Origin of the sequence: Oligella urethralis DSM 7531, from assembly GCF_000372065.1 — a bacterium.
Lineage (GTDB): Bacteria > Pseudomonadota > Gammaproteobacteria > Burkholderiales > Burkholderiaceae_B > Oligella > Oligella urethralis.
The window spans coordinates 49,831-74,926 of sequence record NZ_AQVB01000002.1 but is presented as its reverse complement, the minus strand read 5'-3'; the positions used below and the strand labels follow the sequence as shown (position 1 = coordinate 74,926).

Genomic DNA, 25,096 nt, shown 5'->3' with positions numbered 1-25,096 from the left:
ATCTTAAAAATAATAGTTAATAAATAATACCGCCGCCTAAGCAAATATCCCCGTCGTACAATACCACCGACTGCCCCGGGGTGACTGCCCACTGAGGCTCAGGAAAGCGTAAACTCATACCCGTCGTTGTCACTTCTAGGGAGCAAGGCGCATCCGCTTGTCGATAGCGGGTCTTAGCGGCGTAATTACCCGCCGCCGGTGCCTGTCCTGCGATCCAGCTAACATCCTCCGCCACCACTTCTTTGCTTAAAAGCCATGGATGATCGTGACCATTTACCACATAGAGCGTATTGGATGACAAGTCTTTTTTAGCCACGAACCAAGCTGGCGCAGTGCCATCCTCGCTCTGATAATTTTTCAGACCACCAATACCCAAGCCCTTGCGTTGACCTAAGGTATAAAACGATAAGCCCATATGCTCACCGATCACCTCACCACTATCGGTGACCATCGGTCCGGGTTTTGTTGGTAAGTAGCGATTAAGAAACTCTCTAAAAGGACGCTCGCCGATAAAACAAATACCGGTGGAGTCCTTTTTGCTCGCATTCGGTAACTGCAGCTCAGCAGCAATTCTACGCACCTCGCTTTTATGAATTTCACCTAGCGGAAAGAGCGTCTTACTTAATTGCGCCTGGTTCAAACGATGCAAGAAATAGCTTTGATCCTTGCTCGGATCAACACCCTTTAATAACTGAAACTCGGTGCCATGCTCGCCCTCTACCTGACGCACCCGTGCATAGTGACCGGTGGCAATATGATCAGCGCCTAAAGTCATGGCATGATCTAAGAATGCCTTAAACTTAATTTCGGCATTGCACAGCACATCTGGATTCGGCGTACGACCTGCTGAGTACTCTCGTAGAAACTCAGAGAACACCCGATCCTTATACTCCGCCGCAAAATTAACCGCCTCGATCTCAATACCTAAAAGATCAGCGACACTCACGGCGTCCAATAGATCCTGACGGCTGGAGCAATACTCATCGGTATCGTCGTCTTCCCAGTTTTTCATAAAAAGACCGATCACCTCATAGCCCTGCTGCTTAAGCAACCAAGCACTGACGGAGGAGTCTACACCGCCCGACATACCGATAACAACGCGTTTGCCGTTGGAAAGTGTTGGGGAATTACTCATGGATAATATCTAAAAATAATAGGAAATGGCTAAGTGATGCGAATTTCACTTAGCCATTTTTGCATAAACTGCAAGCCTTATGTAGATTTTAAGCGCGCATTAAGCCGCTTTTTGACGACGAACTTTGACTGCTTCGGCCAAACGAGCGAGCACCCGCTCAGTCGTCTCCCAATCAATACAACCATCGGTAATACTCTGACCGTAAACGAGCGGCTTACCCTCAACCTGATCCTGACGTCCGGCAACCAGGTGACTTTCAATCATCACGCCACAAATGCGCTGATCGCCCGCTTCTATTTGCTGCGCCACGTCATCCATCACAATAGGCTGATTTTCAGGCTTTTTAGAGCTATTCGCATGGCTCGCATCAATCATGATTTTAGGCTTAAGGCCGGCCTTTTCAATCACCTCTGAGGCTGCCTGAATATGCGCTGCGCTGTAATTCGGACCGTCATTACCACCACGTAAAATAATATGGCAGTCATCATTGCCACGCGTTCTGACAATGGCTGAGTGACCGCCTTTGGTCACGGATAAGAAGCTATGTGGGCGCGAAGCGGCCTGCACCGCATCAACGGCGATTTTGACATTACCGTCGGTACCGTTTTTAAAGCCAACTGGACAGGATAGGCCAGAAGACAGCTCACGGTGCACCTGACTCTCGGTGGTACGCGCACCGATGGCACCCCATGACACCAAGTCGGCCATATACTGCGGGCTGATCATATCTAAAAACTCACAACCAGCTGGTAAACCCTTGGCGTTAATATCAAGCAATAACTGGCGCCCAATGCGTAAGCCCTTGTTAATATTAAAACTGGCGTCCAAATCAGGGTCATTAATCAAGCCCTTCCAACCAACCGTGGTACGTGGTTTTTCAAAATAAACACGCATCACCACTTCTAGTTCACCGGCGTACTTATCACGCGCAACCTTAAGCAAATCGGCATACTCCAAGGCTGCCTTAGGATCGTGAATAGAGCATGGACCAACCACCACCACTAAACGATCATCCTGATCGTGAAGAATATTATGAATCGCTTGGCGTGACTCATGCACCACACCAGCAATATCCGGTGTACATGGAAACTCCCTCATCAGATGTGAGGGAGGCGTTAATTCACGGATCTCATCAATGCGTAAATCATCTGTATTGTATGACACCTATATCACTCCAAATCTATGAATTTAAATCTATATGCTTATCTAAGCTTAGATATATTGTATTGCAACAAAATGAAAAAATGCCTAATCTCGCTACATTTTTTATTAATAATTCAGCAATTAATCATTGATGAAACAATCAATTAGGCGGTACCACCGACAGTTAAACCGTCAATCCGGATGCTCGGCATGCCAACACCAACCGGCACACTCTGACCATCCTTACCACATGTACCTACCCCAGAATCCAGCTGTAAATCGTTACCGATCATTGACACTTGATTCATGGCCTCAATGCCACTACCGATGAGAGTCGCCCCCTTGACGGGGTAAGTTACCTTACCGTCTTCAATTCGATAGGCAACGGAGGCGGAAAACACGAATTTACCACTGGTAATATCCACCTGACCACCGCCAAAATTTACCGCATAAATACCGTCTTTTACAGAGGCAATGATTTCCTCAGGGTCCTTGTCGCCAGCCAACATATAGGTATTGGTCATGCGTGGCATCGGCAAATGCGCATAGGATTCTCGGCGACCATTACCAGTGACTGAGGTTTTCATCAGACGGGCGTTGAGCGTATCCTGCATATAGCCACGTAAAATACCGTCTTCAATTAATACATTGTGCTGGGTAGGATTACCCTCATCATCAATATTTAAAGAGCCACGACGATCGCTCATGGTGCCGTCATCAATCACGGTGACCCCCTTGGAGGCAACCTGCTCCCCAATACGACCAGAGAATACGCTAGAGCCCTTACGGTTAAAGTCACCCTCTAAACCATGCCCCACTGCCTCATGTAATAAAATACCAGGCCAGCCTGGACCTAATACCACCGTCATCTGACCAGCGGGTGCAGGACGGGCTTCGAGATTAAGTAAAGCATCATCAACCGCACGATTAACATACTCATCAATCAGTGCATCCGTAAAGTAGTTTAAACCAAAACGCCCGCCGCCCCCAGCAGCCGCACTTTCACGCCTACCATTTTGCTCAACCACGACATTGACATTTAAACGCACCAGCGGACGCACATCGGCCACCAAACGACCATCACTACCGGCGATGAGCACCACATCACGCACTGCGCTGAGACTCGCCATCACTTGAATCACTCGGGGGTCACGGGCACGTGCCTGACGCTCTACCTTTTCCAGTAGTGCAACCTTAGCTTCAGCGCTCATGGAGTCCAACGGATTGTCTACGCCATACAGCTGATGCGCGACAGATTGCTTGGTTTTAACCTGCACGGCACGTTCACGGGAACCATGATCAGCAATGGTTTTAACGGTTGCCGCCGCCTCTAATAACGCCTCGGGCGAGAGCTTATCAGAATAAGCGAAGGCGGTTTTTTCATCTACGACCGCACGCACGCCCACGCCCTGATCAATAGTAAAAGAGCCTGACTTGACAATCCCCTCCTCTAGGGACCAGCCCTCACTGCTACTATGCTGAAAATAAAGATCGGCATAATCCACCTGATGGCTAAACATCTCCGCCATGGCACTTTCCAAATGGCCTTCATCAATGCCCCATGGCTCTAGTAGCAAGGACTTGGCAATCAGCATGGCACTCTCAGGCTCGGGCATGACTAAGGGTGTCGCTAACGGCGACGCTTGATTTTTAACTAGGGACTGTAAACTCATGTAGATTTAACTCATTAACTCGAATAAATTTTTGTACTAATGCTTTGCGATGGAGCAAAAAACTAAAGACCGCAATTAAACACTTACTTGGGCGCAGTCTGAGACGGCGAGCCTTTGGGCTGAAGCGTATTGAATTCAGCTGCCGCACCCAAACCACCACCCGGTGCATCTAAATCAAAGACAATCTCACGCACACCTGCGCTTTGACCAGGATAACCGTCAAACACCGCTGCCATTAAATAAGGCATCACCTGCACTAAGGGCGCTTGACTGCTAGCGGCTACCGTTGACTGATAAACAGGTTGACCATCAGCGCGACGGCTAATCACGGCCTGTAAGGTGTAGTAATTATAATTTACTTGGCGGACCGTAGAGCCGTGGTAGAAGTTAGGATAGAACATCATACTGCCATAAAAATGGCTACTAGGCCAATAACCAAAGCCCATATAGGGATAAAAGAAAAAAGGATCGGGATCGTAATCTCGCACTAACTGCTGACGACGCTCACTGCTGTAGTTAAAATCCACCAAATAATCGGCCTTGGCTGCAGAAGTCGCTTGATATAGTCCTGTACGGTGCATATTTTGCTGCAGTAGATTAGCATAGGCACCACGCTCAAGATTCTGCGAATCACTGTGCTTAAGCGCATAACTCGCCCCCGGCGTGGCACCGCCAAGTTGCTGAAATACCTCCTGCTGCACGGTAAAGGTATTAGAGCCTGCACAAGCCGTTAAAAACACGCTCGCAAAAAGTGCTAAAACGCGCCGGGGTCTTTGTGAATTAAATCTTTTCATCGCCTTAGTTACCTATAAGAAAGTTGCTAATCATTGTATAGGATTTGCTATTGATAAAAAACCTTAGGAAATTTACCTGAAGAAACTTTCTATGCTGTTTTGTCGCTTCTGCTATTCACCTATAATAGTCTATACCGTACAAAGTACCTAACGATTATATTTATAGCATCAATAGATTAAGCTTATGAGCACAAAGCAAGCCACCACAACCTATCGTCAAGATTATCAAGCCTATCCCTTTGAAATTAAAAAAGTCAGTCTCGAGTTCAATTTAGCACCAGATAAAACACTGGTTCATAGTGTTATGCAGGTGCAAAGCAAACAGGATATCCCACAGGATATGTTGTTAAACGGCGAGGAGCTTGAGCTGATCGCCATCGCTCGTAACGGCATCCCACTCAGTGAAAATGACTATCATTTAGATGAGGATGGTTTAAGGATTTTCAACTGTGTGGGCGAGTTTGAACTACAAATCAGCTGCAGCAATCAACCCGAACAAAATAAAACCTTGATGGGCTTATATCGGTCGGGTGGCTATTTTTATACACAATGTGAGGCCGAGGGCTTTAGACGCATCACCTTTTACCCTGACCGACCGGATGTGATGAGTGAGTTTCAGGTGAGTTTACGTGCTCCTAAAGCAGATTATCCTATTTTACTATCCAATGGCAATCTGCTTAGCCAATCGGATTTAGCCGATGGCTATCATGAGGCCATCTGGCACGATCCCTTTAGAAAACCCGCGTATCTCTTTGCGCTAGTGGCCGGCGATTTTGATTTAAGGGAAAAAACAGTCACCCTGGCTGACGGCCGTGAGGTGTTATTACAAATATACAGCGATAAAGGCACTTATCAACAGACCGAATGGGCTTTAGACTGCTTAGAGCGATCCATCCGCTGGGATGAAACACGCTTTGACTTAAGTCTGGATCTCGATCGTTTTATGATCGTGGCGGTCAGTGATTTTAATATGGGCGCCATGGAGAACAAGGGCTTAAACATTTTCAATACCGCCTATGTCTTAGCTGAACCACAAACCGCCACCGATGCGAACTATGCCGGCATTGAATCGGTGATCGGTCATGAGTACTTCCATAACTGGACCGGCAACCGTGTCACGTGTCGTGACTGGTTTCAGTTAAGCTTAAAAGAGGGGCTGACAGTCTTTAGAGATCAGGAGTTCTCGGCCGATATGATGAGCATGGGCTTAACTGAGGAAGCGGCCAAAACAGCCCGTGCGGTTAAACGCATTGAGGATGTGACGGTGTTAAAAACATATCAGTTTCCTGAGGATGCTGGTCCGATGGCCCACCCGATCCGCCCTAATAGTTATGAGGAAATCAGCAATTTCTACACCCATACCGTTTATGAAAAAGGCGCAGAGGTTATCCGCATGCTTCATACCATCTTGGGGGAGGAGCTATTCCAACAGGGAATTAAGGAGTACTTCCGCCGTCACGATGGTCAGGCAGTGACCTGCGATGATTTTGTCGATGCGATGGAATGGGCCTACCAACAAGCCAACGCAACAGCTGATTTAAGCGTATTTAGACGTTGGTATCAACAAGCCGGCACACCTAAGGTCACGCTACAAACACAGTATGACAGCGCCACCAAACGCTACCGCCTTAGCATGCAGCAAAGCTGCCCTAAGGTAGGCGTAGAAACGCTTAGCCCCGAGTTTGAGAAACTCCCCTTTCATATTCCGATTAAAGTGGCATTGATGGATACTGAAGGCAAGCCGCTCCCCTTTAAGTATCAGGGAGGTCATTACGAGGAGGTGCTTCTCCATTTAAGCGAGGCCTCCCAGGAATTTGTCTTTGAAGGCGTTGAGACTAAGCCCGTACCCTCTTTACTACGTAACTTCTCGGCCCCTGTCATCATTGATTATGCCTATCAGCAGGATGAGTTAATGCTGCTTGCTGCACATGATAGCGATCACTACAATCGTTGGTATACAGCACAAAGCATAGCCACCGCTGAAATTAAGCGCTTATATGAGTTAGCGAATTTAGCTGACTATGAGGCAGCGAGCTTGCCCTTGAATCCACACGTGCTAGCGCTTTGGCGCCGCAACCTACAGGATCCCGCCTTAGATGCCGCGTATCGTGCGGTACTACTGAGCTTACCCGGGATTAAAATGCTGATGGAGCAAATTGAGTCACTAGATCCGCTACGCCTAGCATCTGCTTATGAACTTTTTCAAAAGGCCTTGGCCTACCAACTGCGAACGCAATGGTGGAATAGCTATGTTGAACTCAATAGCAACACCCCCTATAAGGTCAATGCCATCGAAGCGGGACATCGTCGTCTTAAAAACCTTGCGCTAAGCCAGTTAGTAGCGATTCAGGATGAGGCTGCGCTAAAAGCGGCTGAGACTCAGTTTGAGACGGCAGACAATATGACCGATCGCCTCGCTGCACTGTCAGCGCTAGTCAATTACGGTGATAGCACAAGCGATCGCTTGCCGTTAAATACCTTTTACGAATCCTATCAACAAAATGCTCTTGTGATTGATAAGTGGTTTGCACTGCAAGCTGCGTCACTACAAAGTGAGTTAAAAGATATTCAGGGACTGATGGCGCACCCAGCATTCAATCTCAGTAATCCGAACCGCGCCCGTAGTCTGATTTTCCAATTCTGCTTAAACAATATCAAAGGCTTCCATCGTCCGGATGGTAAATCCTATCTGTTCTGGGCTGATCAGGTACTACAAATTGATGAGTTTAACCCTGAAATTGCTGCGCGCCTAGCCCGGGTAATGGATAATTGGACCCATTATGCCGAACCCTATCAGTCCTTAATGAAAAATGCCTTGGAGCAAATTGCTGCTCAGCCTGCTATTTCTAAAAATTTACGTGAAATTGTGCATAAAACCTTAAATCTCACGCATACAGATTAAATCATTTATTTTTTAGGACCAACCATGTCAAATCAAAGCTTATCAGATTATTTAAACCGCTTACAAAGCCAAAACCACAGTAATGAGGAGCTCAACGGACTCCTGATGGCAGTTAGTAACTCCTGCAAAAGCATCAGCAATAAAGTGGCTAAAGGCGCACTAGCTGGTGTCTTAGGCACCCTAGGCTCAGAAAATGTACAAGGCGAGGTGCAAAAAAAGCTGGATGTGATTGCTAATGATATTTTATTAGCCGAAAGTGGCCGCAATGGCTTTTTAGCCGGCGTCGCCTCAGAGGAAATGGATACTTTTTATAGTCTTAAAGAGGCACCTAAAACGGGGAATTATTTATTACTCTTTGACCCCTTAGACGGTTCGTCTAATATCGATATTAATGCCCCTATCGGTACAATTTTCTCTATTTTAAAATCACCTAACAATGCGCAAGAACTGAGCGAAGCAGATTTTCTACAATCTGGTCATCAACAAGTTGCTGCTGGTTATGCCATTTACGGTCCACAGACCATTCTGATTCTGACGCTTGGCCAGGGGGTCGTAGGCTTTACCTACGATAGAGAAAGTGATCAATGGCTACTAACACAAGAACAAATTACCATCCCCGCTGAGACCCAGGAATTTGCTATTAATATGTCGAATTACCGCCATTGGGCAACTCCGGTGCGTGATTACATTGATGATTGCCTTGCCGGTGCGACCGGTCCACGTGAGAAAAACTTCAATATGCGCTGGGTTGCTTCTATGGTAGCGGATGTGCACCGTATCCTAATGCGTGGTGGGATTTTTATGTACCCATGGGATGCGCGCGAGCCACAAAAAGCGGGTAAATTACGTCTGATGTATGAGGCCAATCCTATGAGCTTTTTAATTGAGCAAGCCGGTGGTCTATCAACCGACTGCACACAACGTATTTTAGATATTCAACCGAGCGAATTACATCAACGCGTGAGCGTGTGTTTGGGCTCTAAAAACGAGGTCGAACTGGTCTTAAAATATCATCAAGAGCATGTCGCCTAAAGCTTGATTTATGAAGGCAGCTTAACTCAGTTTAAGCTGCCTTCATTATGATGGGCTAAGCGCACTAATCAATGGTCAATACGGTTGAACCAGTGGTGCGACCTGCGGCTAAGTCCTCATGCGCTTTAGCTACATCCACCAAAGGTACCCGTTGATCGATACGCACCTTGATATTGCCCGCAAGCACTTGCTCAAATAGCTCATCTGCCGCTTGCTGCATCAACTCACGTGTATTCACATAAGCACCGACGGTTGGACGCGTCACATAGAGGGAACCCTTGCTTGCCAAAATGCCGAGATTAACCCCAGTCACCGCACCGGATGCATTACCAAAGCTCACTAATAAACCACGTGGTTTTAAGCAATTAAGTGAGGTTTCGAAGGTATCCTTACCCACCCCATCATAGACCACGGGTACTTTATCACCTTGCGTGAGCTCTAACACTCGCGCTGCGACATCCTCTTGACGATAATTAATCATCTCCCACGCACCGTGCGCTTTGGCTAAGGCAATTTTCTCGGCGCTTGAAGCGGTACCGATCACCTTCACACCCAGGGCCTTAGCCCATTGGGTTGCAATTAAACCGACCCCACCGGCAGCGGCATGAAACAAAATCGTCTCTCCAGCCTGTACTCTATAGGTCTGTCGTAATAAATACCATGCGGTTAAGCCCTTTAGCATAATCGCCGCACCCTCCTCAAAGGAGATTTGCTCAGGTAATTTAACCACTTGAAAGGCAGGCATATTGCGCAATAATGCATAAGCACCGATAGGACTTTGACCATAGGCCACGCGATCGCCGACTTTTAAGTGACTCACCTCACTACCCACCGCTGTCACGACACCACTTGCTTCAAAGCCCAAGCCATGAGGTAAAGGATGATCGTAAAGTCCGGTACGGAAGTAGATATCGATAAAATTTAAACCAACCGCTTTTTGTTCAATTTGCACTTCATTCGCCGCTGGTGCTGCCACTTCAACATCTACCCACTCCATCACGAAAGGGCCACCATGATGTTGAATTTGAATTTTGCTACTTTTTGTACTCATAAAAATCTCCTCGATGCTATTGGCCTCATCAGGTCATCATCTTCCTGAAAACCGTTACAATATCCTCTTCATATGACTTATCACTGCCTAATCAGCTTAATCGGTGTACACTGACTTTAATTGGAAAATATCAGTACATACTAGCATGCTAAAAAAAACAGTGCTAAGCAAAAACACAACGACATGATGAAACACATACAATTCGATATTAACCCACCTACGTCAGCGGATAAAAACACGGGCAATGTTTTACGCATTGTACACAAGACAATTAATGAGAAATTGGATGAGGGACTACTACCGCTCGGTTTGACCGGGGCTCAGTGGCGCCCTATTCTGCTGTTGGGTGAGGGTAAGATCAATACGGCGGCACAATTAGCCGATGCGATTGGTGTGGACACGGGCGCCATGACGCGTACACTTGATCGCCTGGAGTGCAAGGGTCTGATTACACGCACCCGTTCACAAAAGGATAAGCGCGTGATGGAATTGAGTTTAACGGACAAAAGTCGCCATTTACGCACAGAAATCGTGGCCGTGATTGAGGATATTTTAAATCATGTATTTGCCTGTTTTGATGCCGAGGAATTTGCCCTATTTAGCAAACTCAATAAAAAGCTCCTCAAGCATAATGCACCGGCGGAGTTTGCTGTGATCTTTGCCGATGAATGTGATAAGGCTCCATCGCAATAAGCTGCAGACAAGCTGACGGTTACGAGCCTAGTGCGTAACCGTCTCCCCGAGAGCGATTAACGTCGCTTAGCACCACCTAATAAGGATCCCAGCACACCGCGAATTAAATTACGGGTAATGCGACGAGCCTCGGTTTTTGCTACCTGCTCAACCAAGCCCTCACGACGACCACCACGCGGACCGCTAGAGCCTAACAACACATCTTTAATCAGCCCGCCAACGCCGCCACCGGCTTGGGCTTTTTGTGCTGCCAGCGCTGCGGCTTGAGACTCCTCCTCTGCACGACGTGTCAACACCTCATAGGCCGATTCACGATCAAAGGACTGATCGTATTTGTTGCCAAATGGCGATGTCGCTCGCACTCGGGCAATTTCATCCTCTGTGGCTAAACCAATACGACTGCCGGGCGCAAACATCCAGACCCTTTCGGTAGGCGATGGTATGCCTTTAGGATCCAAAAATGATACTAAGGCCTCACCCACACCAAGCTCACTGATGCTTTGTTGGATATTTAATGGTGGATTAGGGCGCATCGTATCCGCTGCTGTTTTGACGGCCCGCTGATCCCGTGGAGTATAGGCTCGTAGTGCATGCTGTACCCGATTACCTAACTGACCCAGTACCGCTTCCGGAATATCTAGCGGGTTTTGAGTGACAAAAAAGACCCCAACCCCTTTTGAGCGAATTAATCGCACAACTAATTCAATTCGTTCCAGTAAGGCCTTAGGGGCATTATCAAATAAAAGATGTGCCTCATCAAAGAAAAACACCAGCTTAGGCTGCTCTAGATCCCCTACTTCCGGTAAATTGTCAAAAAGCTCGGCTAGCAACCATAATAAAAATACGCCATACAGTCGCGGTGACTGCATCAACTTCTCAGCCGCAAGAATATTTACCACGCCCTGACCCTGCGCATCACAACGCATCAAATCAAAAATATCTAGCATCGGTTCACCGAAAAACTGATCGGCGCCTTGTACCTCCAACTCTAGGAGCGCACGCTGAATCGCACCCACAGAGGCCGGGGAAATATTGCCATAAGTAGGGCGTAAGCTGCGGGCATTATCCGACACAAACTGCAGCATGGAGCGCAAATCCTTAAGATCCAGGAGCAGCAAACCCTCATCATCAGCCAATTTAAAGCAAATATTTAAAATACCGGTTTGGGTATCATTGAGATTCATCACCCGTGCTAATAACAACGGTCCCATATCGCTAATGGTAGCGCGTACGGGGTGACCCTTTTCCCCAAAAACATCCCAAAACACGGTCGGACAAGCACCGAACTGAGGAGCGGGCAGACCCAACTTATCCAGTCGCTTTTGTAAGCCCTCAGACATGGAGGCTGCTTGGGTAATGCCGGATAAATCCCCCTTAACATCGGCTAAAAAAACAGGCGTACCAATGCGAGAAAAAGCCTCCGCCATCAATTGCAAGGTGACGGTTTTACCGGTACCGGTGGCACCAGTAATACATCCATGGCGATTAGCTAGTTTAGGGTATAAGACAGCATCGGTTGTGGAGTTACGTCCCAAAGCAATTGGCTGAAGCATAAAGTGTTCCTCTCAAAAAGGCTATAATACAGGCTATTCTATAAAAAAATGTGCTAATCAAGGTAAAATCTAGGCACAATAAAATACTTCATAATAAATTTATTCCATCAGTTTAACCTTTTTATTTTACAGAGTATTATGGCAGGTCATAGTAAATGGGCAAATATCCAGCACCGTAAGGGTCGCCAGGATGCCAAACGCGGCAAAATTTGGACAAAAATTATTCGTGAAATCACCGTCGCAGCACGCGCCGGTGGCCCAGACCCCGAATCTAACCCCGCCTTACGCTTAGCCATGGACAAGGCTAACGCAAGTAATATGCCTAAAGACAATATTAACCGTGCCATTCAGCGCGGTGCCGGTGCGGTTGATGGCGAGGATTATGAGTTCGTACGCTACGAGGGCTATGGTGTTGCGGGGGCTGCCGTGATTGTGGACTGCATGACCGATAATCGTCAGCGCACGGTCTCCGAAGTCCGTCACGCCCTAACTAAAAATGGCGGTAACCTAGGCACAGACGGTTCCGTTACCTTTATGTTTGATCACGTCAGCCAGTTTCTTTTCGGACCCGATGTGGACGAGGAGCAAATCATGGAGGTGGGCTTAGAGGCCGGCGCCAATGATATTGATACTGACGAGGATGGTCTGACCGAGGTGCTGGGCGCCCCAAGCGATTTTGCACAGTTGCGTGATGCTTTTGAAGCTGCTGGTCTACAGCCCGAGGTAGCAGAGATTATTATGCGTCCACAAAATGAAATTGAGCTGAATGATGCCGATGGTGCCGTCATGCAGAAAATTATTGATACCTTAGAAGATTTGGACGATGTCCAAAAGGTCTATACCAATGCGGTATTTGACGAGGAATAGTTCAAGTTTTTCATTTAACCTTAAACGAGTTTTAGCATAGTCCTTATGAATATTTTAGTGATCGGTGGCGGCGGCCGTGAGCATGCCTTAGCATGGCGTTTTTCTAAATCATCCGAGGTGGATCAGGTGTTTGTAGCACCGGGTAATGGCGGCACCGCTAGCACTCAGGGGATGCGCAATATCAATCTCAGCTCTGCTGAGGATTTATTGCAATTTGCCAAGGACAATCACGTTGCTCTGACGGTCGTTGGTCCTGAGGCTCCGTTAGCCGCTGGTGTGGTGGATGTGTTTCGCAATGCAGGCTTAGCCATTTTCGGTCCGACAAAAGCAGCGGCTCAATTAGAAAGTTCCAAGGATTTTGCCAAAGCCTTTATGGTGCGTCACCAAATCCCTACCGCAGCCTACGCCAGCTTTACCGAGGCTGAGGCGGCCCATGCCTATGTTGAACAACAAGGCGCACCGATTGTGATTAAAGCTGACGGCTTAGCTGCCGGCAAGGGTGTGGTGGTAGCGATGACGCTTGAGGAAGCGCATCAGGCCATTGATGATATGCTTGGCGGTCAATTCGGTCAGGCCGGTGCCCTGGTAGTGATTGAGGAGTTTTTAGCTGGTGAGGAGGCGAGCTTTATCGTCATGTGTGACGGTAACACCATCTTACCACTCGCTTCCAGCCAAGATCATAAGCGTCAATTAGACGGCGACCAGGGACCTAATACCGGCGGCATGGGGGCTTACTCCCCTGCGCCCATTGTGAATGAGGTCATTCACGAACGTATTTTAAGCGAAGTGATCATCCCGACCATCGAGGGTATGCGGGCGGATGGTATTGAGTACACCGGTTTTCTCTATGCTGGCGTCATGATCGGTGAGGGTGATGATGCCACTCGCCCGATTAAGGTACTTGAGTTTAACTGCCGTTTAGGTGATCCAGAGACGCAGCCTTTATTAATGCGTATTAAAAATGATTTTGTGCCTTTATTTGAAGCGGCCACCCAGGGCAAGCTAGATCAAGTAACCATTGATTGGGATCCACGCAGTGCCATTGGTGTGGTACTAGCAGCTCATAATTATCCCGCCGCTCCACGTACCGGTGATGTGATTCATGGTTTAGGGGCAGAGAGTGATGAGGTGATGGTGTTTCATGCGGGTACCCAGCTCAGCGATGGTGAGATTGTCACCTCTGGTGGTCGTGTCCTATGCGTGACCGCCTTAGGTGAAACGATTCAAGAGGCACGCCAAAAAGCCTATGCCGCTATTGATGAGATTAACTTTGACGGTATGCAGTACCGCAGCGATATCGCATGGCGCGCCATCAAATAACAAGCCGCCCAAAGGTAGGGTTATTAGGCGGTAGCTTTAACCCTATCCATAAGGCGCATATTAAATTAGCGCTCAGTGCGCTAGAGCAATTACCTTTAGCGCACGTCGAGTTGTTACCTGCCGGGCAACCCTGGCAAAAAGACAATTTATCCGTGAGTGCTGAGCATCGTTTAGCGATGCTTAAAATTGCGGCTGAGGGTCACCCTAAGATTTTTTTCAACACCATGGAAATCGAACGTGATGGCCCTACCTATACCATTGATACCGTCAGGCAATTAGATCCAGCCATTGATTACTACTGGCTAATGGGCACCGATCAGCTGCAAAACTTTACTACTTGGAATGGTTGGCAGGAGATTATGCAGACGCTAACCCTAGTGGTTGCTAAACGCCCGGATTATTCCTCGGAAATCCCTGCTGAGATGCTAGCGGCGCAAGTGATCGGCAAAGAAATTATCCAAATTCATTTTGATGAAATCGATATTTCCTCTACCGAGGTACGTCAACGCTTACGTAATCATCAGGATGTGAGTGACTATATTCATCCTGAGGTGTTACGCTATATTAAAGAGCACCAACTTTATCAATAAAAAATAAAAGCAGTCCACTAGCTGTACAAAAAGGATATTATCAACTATGCAATTAAATAAAATGCAACGTTTAGTGATTGATGCGCTTGAGGATGCTAAAGCGCAGGACATCAAGGTGTTTGATACCACCGAACTCACGAGTCTATTTGACCGAGTGATTATTGCCAGTGGTACCTCCAATCGCCAAACGCGCTCCATCGCACGCAGTGTATATGATGCGGTACGTGAACAGGGTCTTGAGGTACTTTCTCTTGAGGGTGAAGACACGGGTGAATGGGTGGTGCTAGACCTAGGTGATATCGTGGTGCATTGTATGCAGCCAGCCATTCGCCAATACTACCATCTGGAAGCCATTTGGGGCGAAAAACCGGTTAAGGTCAAGCTTTTGCCGCAGTCTCAATTGGTTCCTCCAGTGAATCAGGGCTTTGATCCGATGCAACCCTTTGACGACGAATGAAAATCACCATTATTGCCGTGGGTCACCGCATGCCGAACTGGGTCAAAACTGCGTGGGACGATTATGCTAAGCGCTTGCCTCATGAGTGCGCCATTGAATTAAAAGAAATTAAAGCAGAGCCTAGAAGCTCCGGCAAAACCCCGGCACAAATGATGGCGGCCGAAGCTAAACGCATTCAAGCAGCGATTCCTGCACGCAGTATGGTTGTGATTTTGGATGAGCATGGGCGTGATCTCAGTACCCAAAAGCTAGCTTCCATGCTAGGAGACTGGATGGCAAATCAACAGGATGTGGCCTTAATTATCGGTGGTCCGGACGGTATCGATGCCGATTTTAAACGCAGTATTTCACAAAAAATTCGACTTTCATCCCTTACCCTACCCCATCCAATGGTGCGTGTACTATTAGTTGAGCAAATTTATCGCGCTTGGTCTATTCTGACTAATCATCCCTATCATCGAGAATAAGCGAGCTTATCCCATGAAGCTACCCTTTATTTATTTGGCCTCAGCCAGTCCCAGACGGCATGAATTGCTAAAGCAAATCGGCGTAAATCACGAAGTTTTAAGGGTACCTACCCCAGAGGACGCGGAAGATGAGCCAATCCTAGCGGGTGAAGCGCCACCAGACTATGTGATACGCACAGCCCGAGAAAAAGCGCAACGTGCCTTGAACTATATCACACAAAACAGCGCCACACTCCCCATGTACCCTATCTTGGCGGCTGATACCTGTGTCATGATAGATGGTCAGGTGGTGGATAAAGCGCACTCTGACGACGATGTACGACGCAGTTTAGAGCGCTTATCCGCTTCGGTACACGAAGTGCATACCCATCTTGTGCTAGTGGATGGTGAGCGCATACTAGAAAGAAATTGCATTAACACCCTGTCTATGCGCCAACTTAATGCCGAGGAAATTGCGCATTATGTGCAGAGTGGCGAGGGCCTTGGCAAGGCTGGGGGCTATGCCATTCAAGGCTTGGGGGCGATGCTCATCGAAAGGCTTGAAGGTAGCTTTAGCGGTGTGGTGGGCTTGCCCCTAAGTGACACATGGGAGCTTTTAACATTATTGGTAGAACAAAGCGAGTAGCCTTATGGATGAACAAGTCATTGCAGCCATGGCAAAATGGCCTCATGTGCCGGCCGCCTATGGCTGGTTATCATTAAATGAGCGCGGCTTATGGCGTTTTCATCATAATGGAGATTTTGAGGCTAATCCCGAGGGTGAACGCATCGAAAATAGCCAGCTGATCGCCTTTTTTGGGCGTAACTACTGTGTTAATGAAGGCGGTGAATGGTATGTGCAAAACGGTCCGCAAAGGGTCTACCTGAGCTTGCCGCATGCACCCTTTATTCTTTTTTATGATGAGGCCGCCGCTCGCCTAAGTACACACCATGGGCATACCATTAAGGCAGTTAAACACTGGTACCTTAGTGATGAGGGTCGGATTTTTGTCCAAAGTGATGTCGGACCAGCCATGTTAATTGGACGGGATGTACCAGCATGGCTTGAACAGATACAGGTGATAGCAGCGGATGGTCAGCGACGCCCATTTGCTGAGGCGGATGTGGCAGCGATTCTAGCTGGACAACAGCTCACGCTCTCTCTAACTACCGCTGAGGGCGAGTTAAGCGCAAACTGTGGCCTTTTAGAAAGCCACAAAGCCGAGCAAACGCTCGGCTTTGTTAGCATGCCTAAACCCTGAGGAATTATTAACCAAAACGACCGGTAATATAGTCCTGCGTTTCTTTACGACGGGGTTTAACAAACATCTGACTGGTTTCACCGAACTCGATGAGCTCACCTAGGTACATATAAGCAGTGTAGTCAGAACAACGTGCCGCCTGCTGCATATTGTGAGTTACGATAGCAACGGTGTAGTCCTTTTTAAGTTCAGTGATTAGCTCCTCGATTTTTACAGTAGAAATCGGGTCTAGCGCCGAACAAGGCTCGTCCAGTAGCAATACCTCTGGTTTAACAGAAATACCGCGAGCAATACATAAACGCTGCTGCTGTCCACCGGATAAACTATGACCACTCTGGCTTAATTTATCCTTAACCTCAGTCCACAGCGCTGCTTTTTGTAAAGCCCACTCAACACGCTCGTCCATCTCTGGCTTACTTAAATTTTCAAATAAGCGCACACCGAAGGCGATATTATCATAGATGCTCATTGGGAATGGTGTGGGTTTTTGGAAAACCATACCAACCTTGGCACGCAATAATGAAATATCCGTCTCACTGGTTAATAAATTCTCACCATCTAAATTAAGCTCACCCTCAGCGCGCTGACCTGGATAAAGCTCGAACATGCGGTTAAAGGTACGCAACAAGGTAGATTTACCACAACCAGAGGGGCCGATAAATGCGGTAACCTTGTTGCGAGCAATACGCATATTCACATTTTTAATGGCGTGGAACTTACCGTAATAAAAATTTAAGTTCTTAACCTCTAATTTAGTATCCTCTGGAGAAACTAAATCTAATTCAGCTTGGCTGATTTTCGCTGGTGCTACAGTGTCCATTTTTAAATCCTATAATCTTGACTAATATTACTTCGAGCGGGTTACTAAACGGGCAACAATATTTAGACCTAAAACCAATAGGGTAATAAAGGTTGCACCTGCCCAAGCTAATTGGTTCCAGTCATCAAACGGACTGGCAGCAAACTGGTAAATTGTGACCGGTAAGTTTGCCATTGGCTGATTCATATTCCAGGACATAAACTGGTTGTTTAAGGCGGTAAATAGCAACGGTGCTGTTTCACCTAAAATACGCGCAATCGCCAATAACACACCGGTAATAATGCCTGATAAAGCAGCACGATAACAAATTGATAAAATCATGCGATACTTAGGACAGCCAAGCGCTACCGCGGCTTCGCGTAAGCTATTAGGAATTAATAGCAACATATTATCGGTTGTTCTTACCACCACCGGAATCACTAAAATAGCCAGTGCTAAAGAACCTGCCCAACCGGAATAGTGACCGAGTTGTGACACATAAATGGAGTAAATAAACAAACCGATAACAATTGACGGTGCCGATAACAACACATCATTTAAAAATCGAGTTGCTGGGGCTAACCAACCGCGATCACCATATTCAGCCAAATAGGTACCGGCCAAAATACCAATCGGTGTACCGATAGCAGTCGCGACTGCAGACATCATCACTGAACCGACGATGGCATTCGCTAAACCACCCTGACCACCAGGACCGGGGGTAGACTCGACAAAAAGATCGAATGATAAAGAACCGCCGCCTTTAATTAATAAGGTGCCTATAATCCAGAATAACCAGAATAGACCAAAGACTAAAGTAATTAAAGAGAGGGTCAACATCACGCGGTTAATGGTGCGTCGTTTTTTATAAATTTTGTTCCCATTATGTAAAACCGACTCTGGCGGTTTAGGGGAAGCGGTAGAAACAGTAGAACTCATCTGATCACTCACTATGTCTTAGTTCCTTGGCCTTTATTCATGCGATACAACATCCAGCGTGATAAGCTGAGAACAACGGTTGTAATCAAGAATAAAATCAAGCCCAATTCAATTAATGCGGCTAACTGTAAGCCAGAGGCCTCATTAAACTCGTTAGCAATGGCTGAAGCAATGGAGTTAGATGGTGCAAAGATACTGTTCGGTGAACGGAAGGCATTACCAATCACGAAAGTAACTGCCATAGTTTCACCAAGTGCACGACCTAAACCCAGCATAATGCCGCCAATCACACCACCTTTGGTATAAGGCAAAACAACTCGCCACATCACTTCCCAAGTCGTTGCCCCAAGACCGTATGCAGATTCCTTAAACATGGGTGGTACCACGCTAAACACGTCACGCATGACCGAGGCAATGTACGGAATGATCATAATGGATAAAATCAAACCGGCAGTAAATAAACCAATACCCATCGGCGGTCCAGCGAACAACTGGTTTAATACCGGAATCGGCGCAAAAAAGCTGATCAAGTGAACTTGAATATACTTTTGGAATAAGGGGACGAAGACAAACAGACCCCACATACCATAAATAATGGAAGGAATCGCCGCTAACATCTCCACGGCGATGCCTAATGGGCGCTTAATCCAGGTGGGCGCCAACTCGGTTAGGAACATTGCAATACCGAAAGATGCCGGCACTGCAATCACCAAGGCAATACCTGCGGTCACTAAGGTACCGATAATAGGCACCACAGCACCATATTGATTTTGTACCGGATTCCACTCGGTGCTAAACAAAAAGGAAACACCGAAAGCCTTGAGCGAATCCCAGCTACCGTAAACTAACGATAGCATAATCGCCGCTAATAAAATAAATACAAAAAACGCAAAAAAACGGGCTGCATTAGCAAATATCAGATCTGCTAGCGCAAAACCGCGTCTGCTGGGGGAAGGTGGTAAACTCTTCGACACCGTAGCCTCTTTAGTTGGGGTTGAAGACCTACTATTATTAATAGTCTCGGAATATGTCGACATTAGCAATCCAGTATAAGACGTAAAGCGTTAGCTTAATAACAATCACTACAACTTATTTAAGATTTATTACAACTGCAATGCAAAAAGTCGGACAGCAAATTATAACATCTACTGCCCGACTCCTATCGTTAAGTGTTACCCCAATTTCTTTGCGGGGTACTTAACCCTATCATTTCAGATTAGCTTAAATAAGTACTTAATAATTATTTAGACCAAACTGCAGAGCCGTCAGCTGCTTTAACTTCCGAAGCCCAAAGTCCGCGAACCTCATCACTTACTTCCTTAGGAAGCGGCACATAGTCTAACTCAGAAGCTAATTTGCCACCATTTGCCCAAGCCCAGTCAAAGAACTCCATCACGGCTTTAGTTTGCTCAGGCTTATCAGCTGTTTTGTGCAATAAGATGAATGTTGCTTGAGTAATAGGCCAAGACTCAGCACCTGGCTCTTGGTTAAGCACTACGCCCATACCAGGAGCAGATTTCCAGTCGGCGTTAGCAGCAGCGGCAGCGAATGCAGTCTGCTCAGGCTGTACAAACTTACCATCACGGTTTTGTAATTGAGTCCATGACAAGTTGTTTTGCTTAGCGTAAGCGTACTCAACATAACCAATAGAGTTAGCTAATTGACGCACATAACCAGCAACACCCTCGTTACCTTTACCGCCTTGACCAACAGGCCATTTTACGGCTTTACCCTCACCTACTTTTTCTTTCCACTCAGAAGAAACTTGAGATAAGTAGTTAGTCCAACCGAAAGTAGTACCAGAACCATCAGAACGATGAACTACGATAATGTCAGCGTTAGGAAGTTTTAAGCCATCATTTAATGCAACGATAGCAGCATCATCCCATTTAGTGATTTTACCTAAGTAGATATTAGCTAATACTTCACCTGTTAGTTTTAACTCACCCGGTTTGATACCATCAACGTTAATCACAGGTACTGTACCACCGATAACGGCCGGGAACTGAAGTAAATTATTATCCTTTAATTTTTCAGCTGATAATGGGTCATCAGAAGCACCGAAATCAACTGTCTTAGCAATAATTTGCTGCTGACCACCACCAGAACCGATTGACTGATAGTTAACCTGATTACCGGTTGCTTTGTTATACTCAGCAGCCCACTTAGCATAAATTGGATAAGGGAAAGAAGCGCCAGCACCTGTTACAGCAGCTGCTTGTACAGAAAACGCAGCGGCACCAAGAGCAACTGCTAAAGTAACGCGAGAAAAAGCTTGTTTTAACATGATCATCCTTTGTTGATATCAGATTAGGTAAGTTGGTAAATTATTGGGTAAATAACATACCATGGTGTTTCACTTTACATAAGGAATTGTACAAAGCATATATGACAAGAATATGACATCACGTGCGCCCTCTATCATCATTTAGTTTGTCGTTTAAATACTTCACTTATTGTCTCTTAAGCCATTATTTCTTAGGTACAATAATGACATCATTATAAGATCCGATTTTTATGGAAAATAATAACTTACTAGCTGCTGTAGACTTAGGTTCTAACAGCTTTCGATTGACCGTTGGACGCATTGAGGAGCGCAATGGTGAGTCTTATATCTTCGCCATTGACCGTTTAAAGGAAACCGTGCGATTAGCAGCCGGCTTAGATGAGGACAAGGTACTCAGTGACGAAGCGATTGAGCGAGCAGTTGGTGTACTACAACGCTTTGCTGAGCGCATTCAAAATTTCCATCCACACCAAGTACGCGCGGTTGCGACCAATACCTTCCGGGTTGCTAAAAATCGCAATGTATTATTACAACGCGCTGAAGCTGCGCTAGGTTTTCCTATAGAGGTGGTGTCCGGTCCAGAGGAAGCGCGTTTGGTTTTCTCCGGGGTGGCGCATGAGTTGCCCTTATCCGATAAAAACCGCTTAGTGATTGATATTGGCGGCGGCTCGACGGAGTTTATTATTGGCAAGGGTTTTCAATCCTTGCTGGTTAAGTCCTTACCCATTGGTTGCGTTTCATTTACCAAGCTTTATTTCCCTGGCGGTATGGTCAGCGCCAAAGCATTTAAACAAGCGGAGATTAATGCACGCAACCAAATCCAGGTATTGAGTAAAAGCTACCGCAATATGGGTTGGGCCGAGGCCTTTGGTTCCTCCGGTTCGGCTAAAGCCTTAGTAGCCGTATTACAGGCTTCAGGTTTTTCTGAACGCGGCATTACGATGGAGGGTATGGAGAAGCTAAAGCGTATCTTAATAAAAACCGGTTCAGCCAACTCGCCGCTGCTACTCGATCTCAAAACTGATCGTATTGAAGTACTACCTGCAGGCTTAGCCATTATGATGGCCGCCTTTAAAGAACTGAAAATCAAGCAGATGAACCAGGGTGATGGCGCACTCCGAGTGGGTGTACTGTATGATATGCTGGGTCGTAAATCAGCTGCCGATATTCGTGCCGGTACCGTGGCTCAATATATGCACCGCTATCGGGTGGATACTAAGCAAGCTCTGCGAGTGCGTCAACTAGCGAGTGCTTTTTATGAGTCTGCCTTAACGCTTAGCAAGGAAGCGCAAGAAAGCTGGCCCCATGATATGCATTTGCTACTTAAATGGGCGTGTGATCTGCATGAAATCGGTTTAAGCATCGCCCAATCCTCCTATCATCGCCACTCTGCCTATGTGTTACAACATGCAGATATGCCGGGTTTCTCCAAAGATGAACAAACGATTATGGCGCGCCTGAATCTTGAGTCGCAAGGCAAGTTAAACAAAAGCGATATCAAGTCATTAGCCGATGAAGAATGGCAAGCCATCCTATGTATACGCTTAGCGCTAATATTTTTACGCAAACGTCAAGCCATCCATATGGAAAACTTGGCGCTTAAAATTGAAGCTAAGGATATCACGCTTACTATCGGTAAGCGCTGGCTTGAAAATCACCCACTGACCGAATTCAGTCTAACGAATGAAAAAGCGCTGTGGGAGGCCTGTGGCTTTAACTTTCAAATCAAGCCAATCAGTCAAAACCAACATGGCGTCGCTAGCGATGATCCATCTTCTCACTATCCACAATCACCGGAAAATCCACCGCATTAACGTCTTTACCCCAAGCAGGTTCGCCGCAAATACGGGCGCCAAGCTTTAAGTAGCCCTTAATCAAGGTCGGCATACGCGACTGACTGATACGCTCGCCGGCCGTCTTCTCCTCTAGTCAATGGATTGGATACGGTGTGTAGGGTGACATCGAATCATGTTGAATGCGGTTGCTTTGCTATTCAATACCACATCACTAAGCCCTAAATAAAACAAGGCTAGCTTACTGTGATAAGCAGATAACAGGTAGAAGTTTTTAGTATTAACGTTTTAATTCTTAAAAATTTATCAAAATAAGAATAATAACCGTTCTCATTCACCTTAAAATCAACTATGATGTTAACCGTCGCATTTAATTTCAACTTAAGTCGACTTAATCTAGTAATTTTTTAGCAACTTATCGCTATCTCAATTTAAAAGGATGATGATGAAAAAAATCTTTCGAATAATGACCTTAACAGCCACATTAGCCATAGCCGCACCAAGCTTGGCCTTTGAATTAGAACATACTACTGGCACCATCAACGGTGACAAAACACCAGAACGCATTGTCAGCTATGACTTATCAATTCTTGACAGCTTAAATGCACTAGGCATTGAAGCAGTAGGTGTACCAAAGTCTAACTACAAAGATGAATTAGCAAAATTTGCTGAAGCACCCAAGGTTGGTACATTATTTGAACCTGATTATGAAGCACTAAAAGCCTTAAAACCTGATCTAATCTTTGCCGGTGGTCGTTCTGCCTCTGCTATTCCAGAGCTTGAGAAAATTGCCCCTGTTGCAAATCTAACTAACCGCAACCCAGAATTTTTAGCCGACTTCCGTACTAATACTTTACGTTTGGCTGCTGCGTTTGACAAAACAAAAAAAGCCGAAGAAGGTCTTTCCAATATTGATAAAGACATTGCTGACTTACAAAAATTAAACGCTGGTAAAACGGGTGCTTTCCTTTTTGTCATGAATGGCAATATCATCCCACACGTTGTTGGTGACCGTTTTGGCTTTGTCTATGAGTTAACAGGCTTGGAATCCGTGCTACCAGCTAAAACAGCAGAAGAACTTGCCGCTCCTGCTACAAGACCAGCGCCAGATAGCCCAGAAGCTAAGGCCGCTGCTGCGAAGCGTGCACAGCAAATCAAAGAGATTGCCAAAGCTGACCCTGATTGGCTTATCGTTTTCGATAGAGCAGCCATTAATGGCGGTGAAAATGCCGGTGAGAAAACGCTTGCTGAGCATCCCGACTTAAGCCAAACATCCGCCTTTAAAAACGGTCGCGTGGTTTATGTTGACCCAGCGCGTTGGTACGTTATCACAGGCGGTTTAAATAACTTAAAATTCCTTACGGGTGATTTCTTAGATAAAATGAAATAAATCCACGCTAGGACATTAAGTGTGAGAGCCCAGGCAATCAGATATTTTATTGCTTGGGCTATTTTTTTGCCTATGGCTTTATGATCGTGAGTATGAGATGGATGTGATTAGCCGTGACTAATATGAGAGGAAATGATTTAAACGAAAAAAACAGTTTAAATTTTAAGTATTGATAACAGCTCGCTTAAGCAATAGCGATTTAGCTCACGCTACAGATAATGCATCACCATATTATGTCCATTGACATCAACTACCTGTGCATCCACACCAAAAAGTTTTTCTAGATTGTCAGAGTTAAGCACGTCACGTGGTTTACCATGCAATACTAACTCGCCCTGCTTCAGACCAATAATTGAGTCAGCATAAGCTGAAGCATAGTTAACATCATGCAAAACCACAATAATTGTGCGTTGATGTTCATCCGCAATATGTCGTAACTGGCGCATGAGCTGGCGCGAATGATACATATCCAAGTTATTAAGCGGTTCATCTAATAGTAGATAATCGGTGCTTTGACAAAAAACCATCGCAACCAAAACTCGCTGACGCTGACCACCTGAGAGCTCAGTTAAGTAGCGACCACGTAAATCATACAAGTCAAACCGTCTCAAGGTGTTTTCAACAATGGCCCGATCCTCTTCCGTGGGACGTCCCTTGTGATAAGGATAGCGCCCGAACATTAACATTTCTTTAACCATGATACGACTAGTGATGCTATTTTCTTGACGCAAAATAGCAATTTTCTTGGCCATTTCATCACTCGGTGTTTTACTAATATCCATATCGTCAATGCTGATCTTGCCTTGCTCAAACTCATTTAAGCGAGACATTAAAGAAAACAATGTCGATTTACCAGCACCATTAGGTCCTACTAAGGCGGTAATTCCGCCTTTAGGGATCTCAAGATTAATATTTTTTAAAATCTCCGTGCCACGGATTTGAAACGATACCTGATCGATTGTAATCATTG

The 25,096-nt window shown here is 46.2% G+C and carries 23 protein-coding genes and 1 pseudogene; 12 read left to right on the top strand and 12 right to left on the bottom strand.

The features are described 5' to 3' along the window. Nucleotides 1-16: 16 nt before the first annotated feature. The 4 genes from mnmA to A3GA_RS0101850 form a co-directional block, all read right to left on the bottom strand. Entirely contained in the window at nucleotides 17-1,135 is a 1,119-nt protein-coding gene (gene mnmA, locus A3GA_RS0101865; RefSeq protein WP_018025689.1) for a tRNA 2-thiouridine(34) synthase MnmA, read from the bottom strand. A 99-nt stretch (nucleotides 1,136-1,234) separates the two neighbouring features. After that, nucleotides 1,235-2,299, bottom strand: a complete 1,065-nt coding sequence (gene aroG, locus A3GA_RS0101860) for a 3-deoxy-7-phosphoheptulonate synthase AroG (protein WP_018025688.1) — start codon at nucleotides 2,297-2,299, stop codon at nucleotides 1,235-1,237. 143 nt (nucleotides 2,300-2,442) lie between these two features. Further along, nucleotides 2,443-3,894 (bottom strand): metalloprotease TldD, encoded by a 1,452-nt coding sequence (tldD, locus tag A3GA_RS0101855; protein ID WP_026156744.1) that lies wholly within the window; start codon nucleotides 3,892-3,894, stop codon nucleotides 2,443-2,445. A gap of 140 nt (nucleotides 3,895-4,034) precedes the next feature. Further along, nucleotides 4,035-4,745, bottom strand: coding sequence for a DUF4136 domain-containing protein (locus A3GA_RS0101850; RefSeq protein WP_018025686.1), 711 nt, complete (start codon nucleotides 4,743-4,745; stop codon nucleotides 4,035-4,037). 184 nt (nucleotides 4,746-4,929) lie between these two features. On the opposite strand from A3GA_RS0101850, the gene pepN reads away from it, so the two are divergent. Together pepN and A3GA_RS0101840 are read left to right on the top strand one after the other, a co-directional pair. Then, nucleotides 4,930-7,647, top strand: coding sequence for an aminopeptidase N (gene pepN, locus A3GA_RS0101845; RefSeq protein WP_018025685.1), 2,718 nt, complete (start codon nucleotides 4,930-4,932; stop codon nucleotides 7,645-7,647). Nucleotides 7,648-7,671: 24 nt separating this feature from the next. Beyond that, on the top strand, nucleotides 7,672-8,679 hold the full coding sequence (locus tag A3GA_RS0101840; RefSeq protein ID WP_018025684.1) for a class 1 fructose-bisphosphatase: 1,008 nt from the start codon (nucleotides 7,672-7,674) through the stop codon (nucleotides 8,677-8,679). 64 nt (nucleotides 8,680-8,743) lie between these two features. Here the strand turns inward: A3GA_RS0101840 and A3GA_RS0101835 are convergent, their stop codons facing one another. Further along, nucleotides 8,744-9,730, bottom strand: a complete 987-nt coding sequence (locus A3GA_RS0101835) for a quinone oxidoreductase family protein (protein ID WP_018025683.1) — start codon at nucleotides 9,728-9,730, stop codon at nucleotides 8,744-8,746. Between the two features lie 183 nt (nucleotides 9,731-9,913). Between A3GA_RS0101835 and A3GA_RS0101830 the strand changes: the two genes are divergently transcribed. After that, nucleotides 9,914-10,423 (top strand): MarR family winged helix-turn-helix transcriptional regulator, encoded by a 510-nt coding sequence (locus A3GA_RS0101830; protein ID WP_244264035.1) that lies wholly within the window; start codon nucleotides 9,914-9,916, stop codon nucleotides 10,421-10,423. A gap of 56 nt (nucleotides 10,424-10,479) precedes the next feature. On the opposite strand, the gene A3GA_RS0101825 is transcribed toward A3GA_RS0101830, so the two are convergent. Next, on the bottom strand, nucleotides 10,480-11,976 hold the full coding sequence (locus A3GA_RS0101825) for a helicase HerA-like domain-containing protein (protein ID WP_018025681.1): 1,497 nt from the start codon (nucleotides 11,974-11,976) through the stop codon (nucleotides 10,480-10,482). 138 nt (nucleotides 11,977-12,114) lie between these two features. Here A3GA_RS0101825 and A3GA_RS0101820 point away from each other — a divergent pair, with 138 nt between their 5' ends. Genes A3GA_RS0101820 through A3GA_RS0101790 form a run of 7 tightly spaced genes read left to right on the top strand, consistent with a single transcriptional unit; the run spans nucleotide 12,115 to nucleotide 16,918 of the window. Next, nucleotides 12,115-12,843: a YebC/PmpR family DNA-binding transcriptional regulator gene (locus A3GA_RS0101820; protein ID WP_018025680.1), complete on the top strand. Its 729-nt coding sequence runs from the start codon at nucleotides 12,115-12,117 to the stop codon at nucleotides 12,841-12,843. Between the two features lie 45 nt (nucleotides 12,844-12,888). After that, nucleotides 12,889-14,163 carry a phosphoribosylamine--glycine ligase gene (purD, locus tag A3GA_RS0101815; protein WP_018025679.1) on the top strand — a complete coding sequence of 425 codons (1,275 nt, stop codon included), beginning with the start codon at nucleotides 12,889-12,891 and terminating at the stop codon, nucleotides 14,161-14,163. Then, nucleotides 14,145-14,753, top strand: a complete 609-nt coding sequence (gene nadD / locus A3GA_RS0101810; RefSeq protein ID WP_018025678.1) for a nicotinate (nicotinamide) nucleotide adenylyltransferase — start codon at nucleotides 14,145-14,147, stop codon at nucleotides 14,751-14,753. The genes purD and nadD overlap by 19 nt, the downstream gene beginning before the upstream one ends. Before the next feature lie 46 nt (nucleotides 14,754-14,799). Next, nucleotides 14,800-15,210: a ribosome silencing factor gene (gene rsfS, locus A3GA_RS0101805; RefSeq protein ID WP_018025677.1), complete on the top strand. Its 411-nt coding sequence runs from the start codon at nucleotides 14,800-14,802 to the stop codon at nucleotides 15,208-15,210. Further along, a complete protein-coding gene (gene rlmH / locus A3GA_RS0101800; protein ID WP_018025676.1) occupies nucleotides 15,207-15,677 on the top strand; it encodes a 23S rRNA (pseudouridine(1915)-N(3))-methyltransferase RlmH in 471 nt (156 codons plus the stop codon). The genes rsfS and rlmH overlap by 4 nt, the downstream gene beginning before the upstream one ends. Before the next feature lie 13 nt (nucleotides 15,678-15,690). Beyond that, the gene (locus tag A3GA_RS0101795) at nucleotides 15,691-16,302 is read left to right on the top strand and encodes a Maf family protein (protein ID WP_018025675.1); all 612 of its coding nucleotides are present in this window, start codon (nucleotides 15,691-15,693) and stop codon (nucleotides 16,300-16,302) included. Nucleotides 16,303-16,306: 4 nt separating this feature from the next. Beyond that, nucleotides 16,307-16,918: a DUF2946 family protein gene (locus A3GA_RS0101790; RefSeq protein ID WP_018025674.1), complete on the top strand. Its 612-nt coding sequence runs from the start codon at nucleotides 16,307-16,309 to the stop codon at nucleotides 16,916-16,918. Nucleotides 16,919-16,925: 7 nt separating this feature from the next. Here the strand turns inward: A3GA_RS0101790 and pstB are convergent, their stop codons facing one another. The 4 genes from pstB to pstS all read right to left on the bottom strand — a co-directional run bounded on the left by pstB (nucleotide 16,926) and on the right by pstS (nucleotide 20,943). Further along, on the bottom strand, nucleotides 16,926-17,738 hold the full coding sequence (gene pstB, locus A3GA_RS0101785) for a phosphate ABC transporter ATP-binding protein PstB (RefSeq protein ID WP_018025673.1): 813 nt from the start codon (nucleotides 17,736-17,738) through the stop codon (nucleotides 16,926-16,928). Nucleotides 17,739-17,765: 27 nt separating this feature from the next. Further along, nucleotides 17,766-18,656, bottom strand: a complete 891-nt coding sequence (gene pstA / locus A3GA_RS0101780) for a phosphate ABC transporter permease PstA (RefSeq protein WP_081606588.1) — start codon at nucleotides 18,654-18,656, stop codon at nucleotides 17,766-17,768. 11 nt (nucleotides 18,657-18,667) lie between these two features. Then, nucleotides 18,668-19,693 (bottom strand): phosphate ABC transporter permease subunit PstC, encoded by a 1,026-nt coding sequence (gene pstC, locus A3GA_RS0101775; RefSeq protein WP_048769261.1) that lies wholly within the window; start codon nucleotides 19,691-19,693, stop codon nucleotides 18,668-18,670. Nucleotides 19,694-19,896: 203 nt separating this feature from the next. Then, nucleotides 19,897-20,943 carry a phosphate ABC transporter substrate-binding protein PstS gene (gene pstS / locus A3GA_RS0101770; protein WP_018025670.1) on the bottom strand — a complete coding sequence of 349 codons (1,047 nt, stop codon included), beginning with the start codon at nucleotides 20,941-20,943 and terminating at the stop codon, nucleotides 19,897-19,899. Between the two features lie 230 nt (nucleotides 20,944-21,173). On the opposite strand from pstS, the gene A3GA_RS0101765 reads away from it, so the two are divergent. Then, nucleotides 21,174-22,757: a Ppx/GppA phosphatase family protein gene (locus A3GA_RS0101765; RefSeq protein WP_018025669.1), complete on the top strand. Its 1,584-nt coding sequence runs from the start codon at nucleotides 21,174-21,176 to the stop codon at nucleotides 22,755-22,757. Here A3GA_RS0101765 and A3GA_RS12370 read toward each other — a convergent pair. Further along, a pseudogene (locus A3GA_RS12370) lies at nucleotides 22,702-22,836 on the bottom strand (GNAT family N-acetyltransferase); the annotation flags it as partial. The gene A3GA_RS0101765 and the pseudogene A3GA_RS12370 overlap by 56 nt on opposite strands. Nucleotides 22,837-23,181: 345 nt before the next feature. Here A3GA_RS12370 and A3GA_RS0101760 point away from each other — a divergent pair. Further along, nucleotides 23,182-24,126, top strand: coding sequence for a siderophore ABC transporter substrate-binding protein (locus A3GA_RS0101760; protein ID WP_244264034.1), 945 nt, complete (start codon nucleotides 23,182-23,184; stop codon nucleotides 24,124-24,126). Nucleotides 24,127-24,335: 209 nt separating this feature from the next. On the opposite strand, the gene A3GA_RS0101755 is transcribed toward A3GA_RS0101760, so the two are convergent. Further along, nucleotides 24,336-25,094: an iron ABC transporter ATP-binding protein gene (locus A3GA_RS0101755; protein WP_018025667.1), complete on the bottom strand. Its 759-nt coding sequence runs from the start codon at nucleotides 25,092-25,094 to the stop codon at nucleotides 24,336-24,338. Between the last annotated feature and the right edge of the window lie 2 nt (nucleotides 25,095-25,096).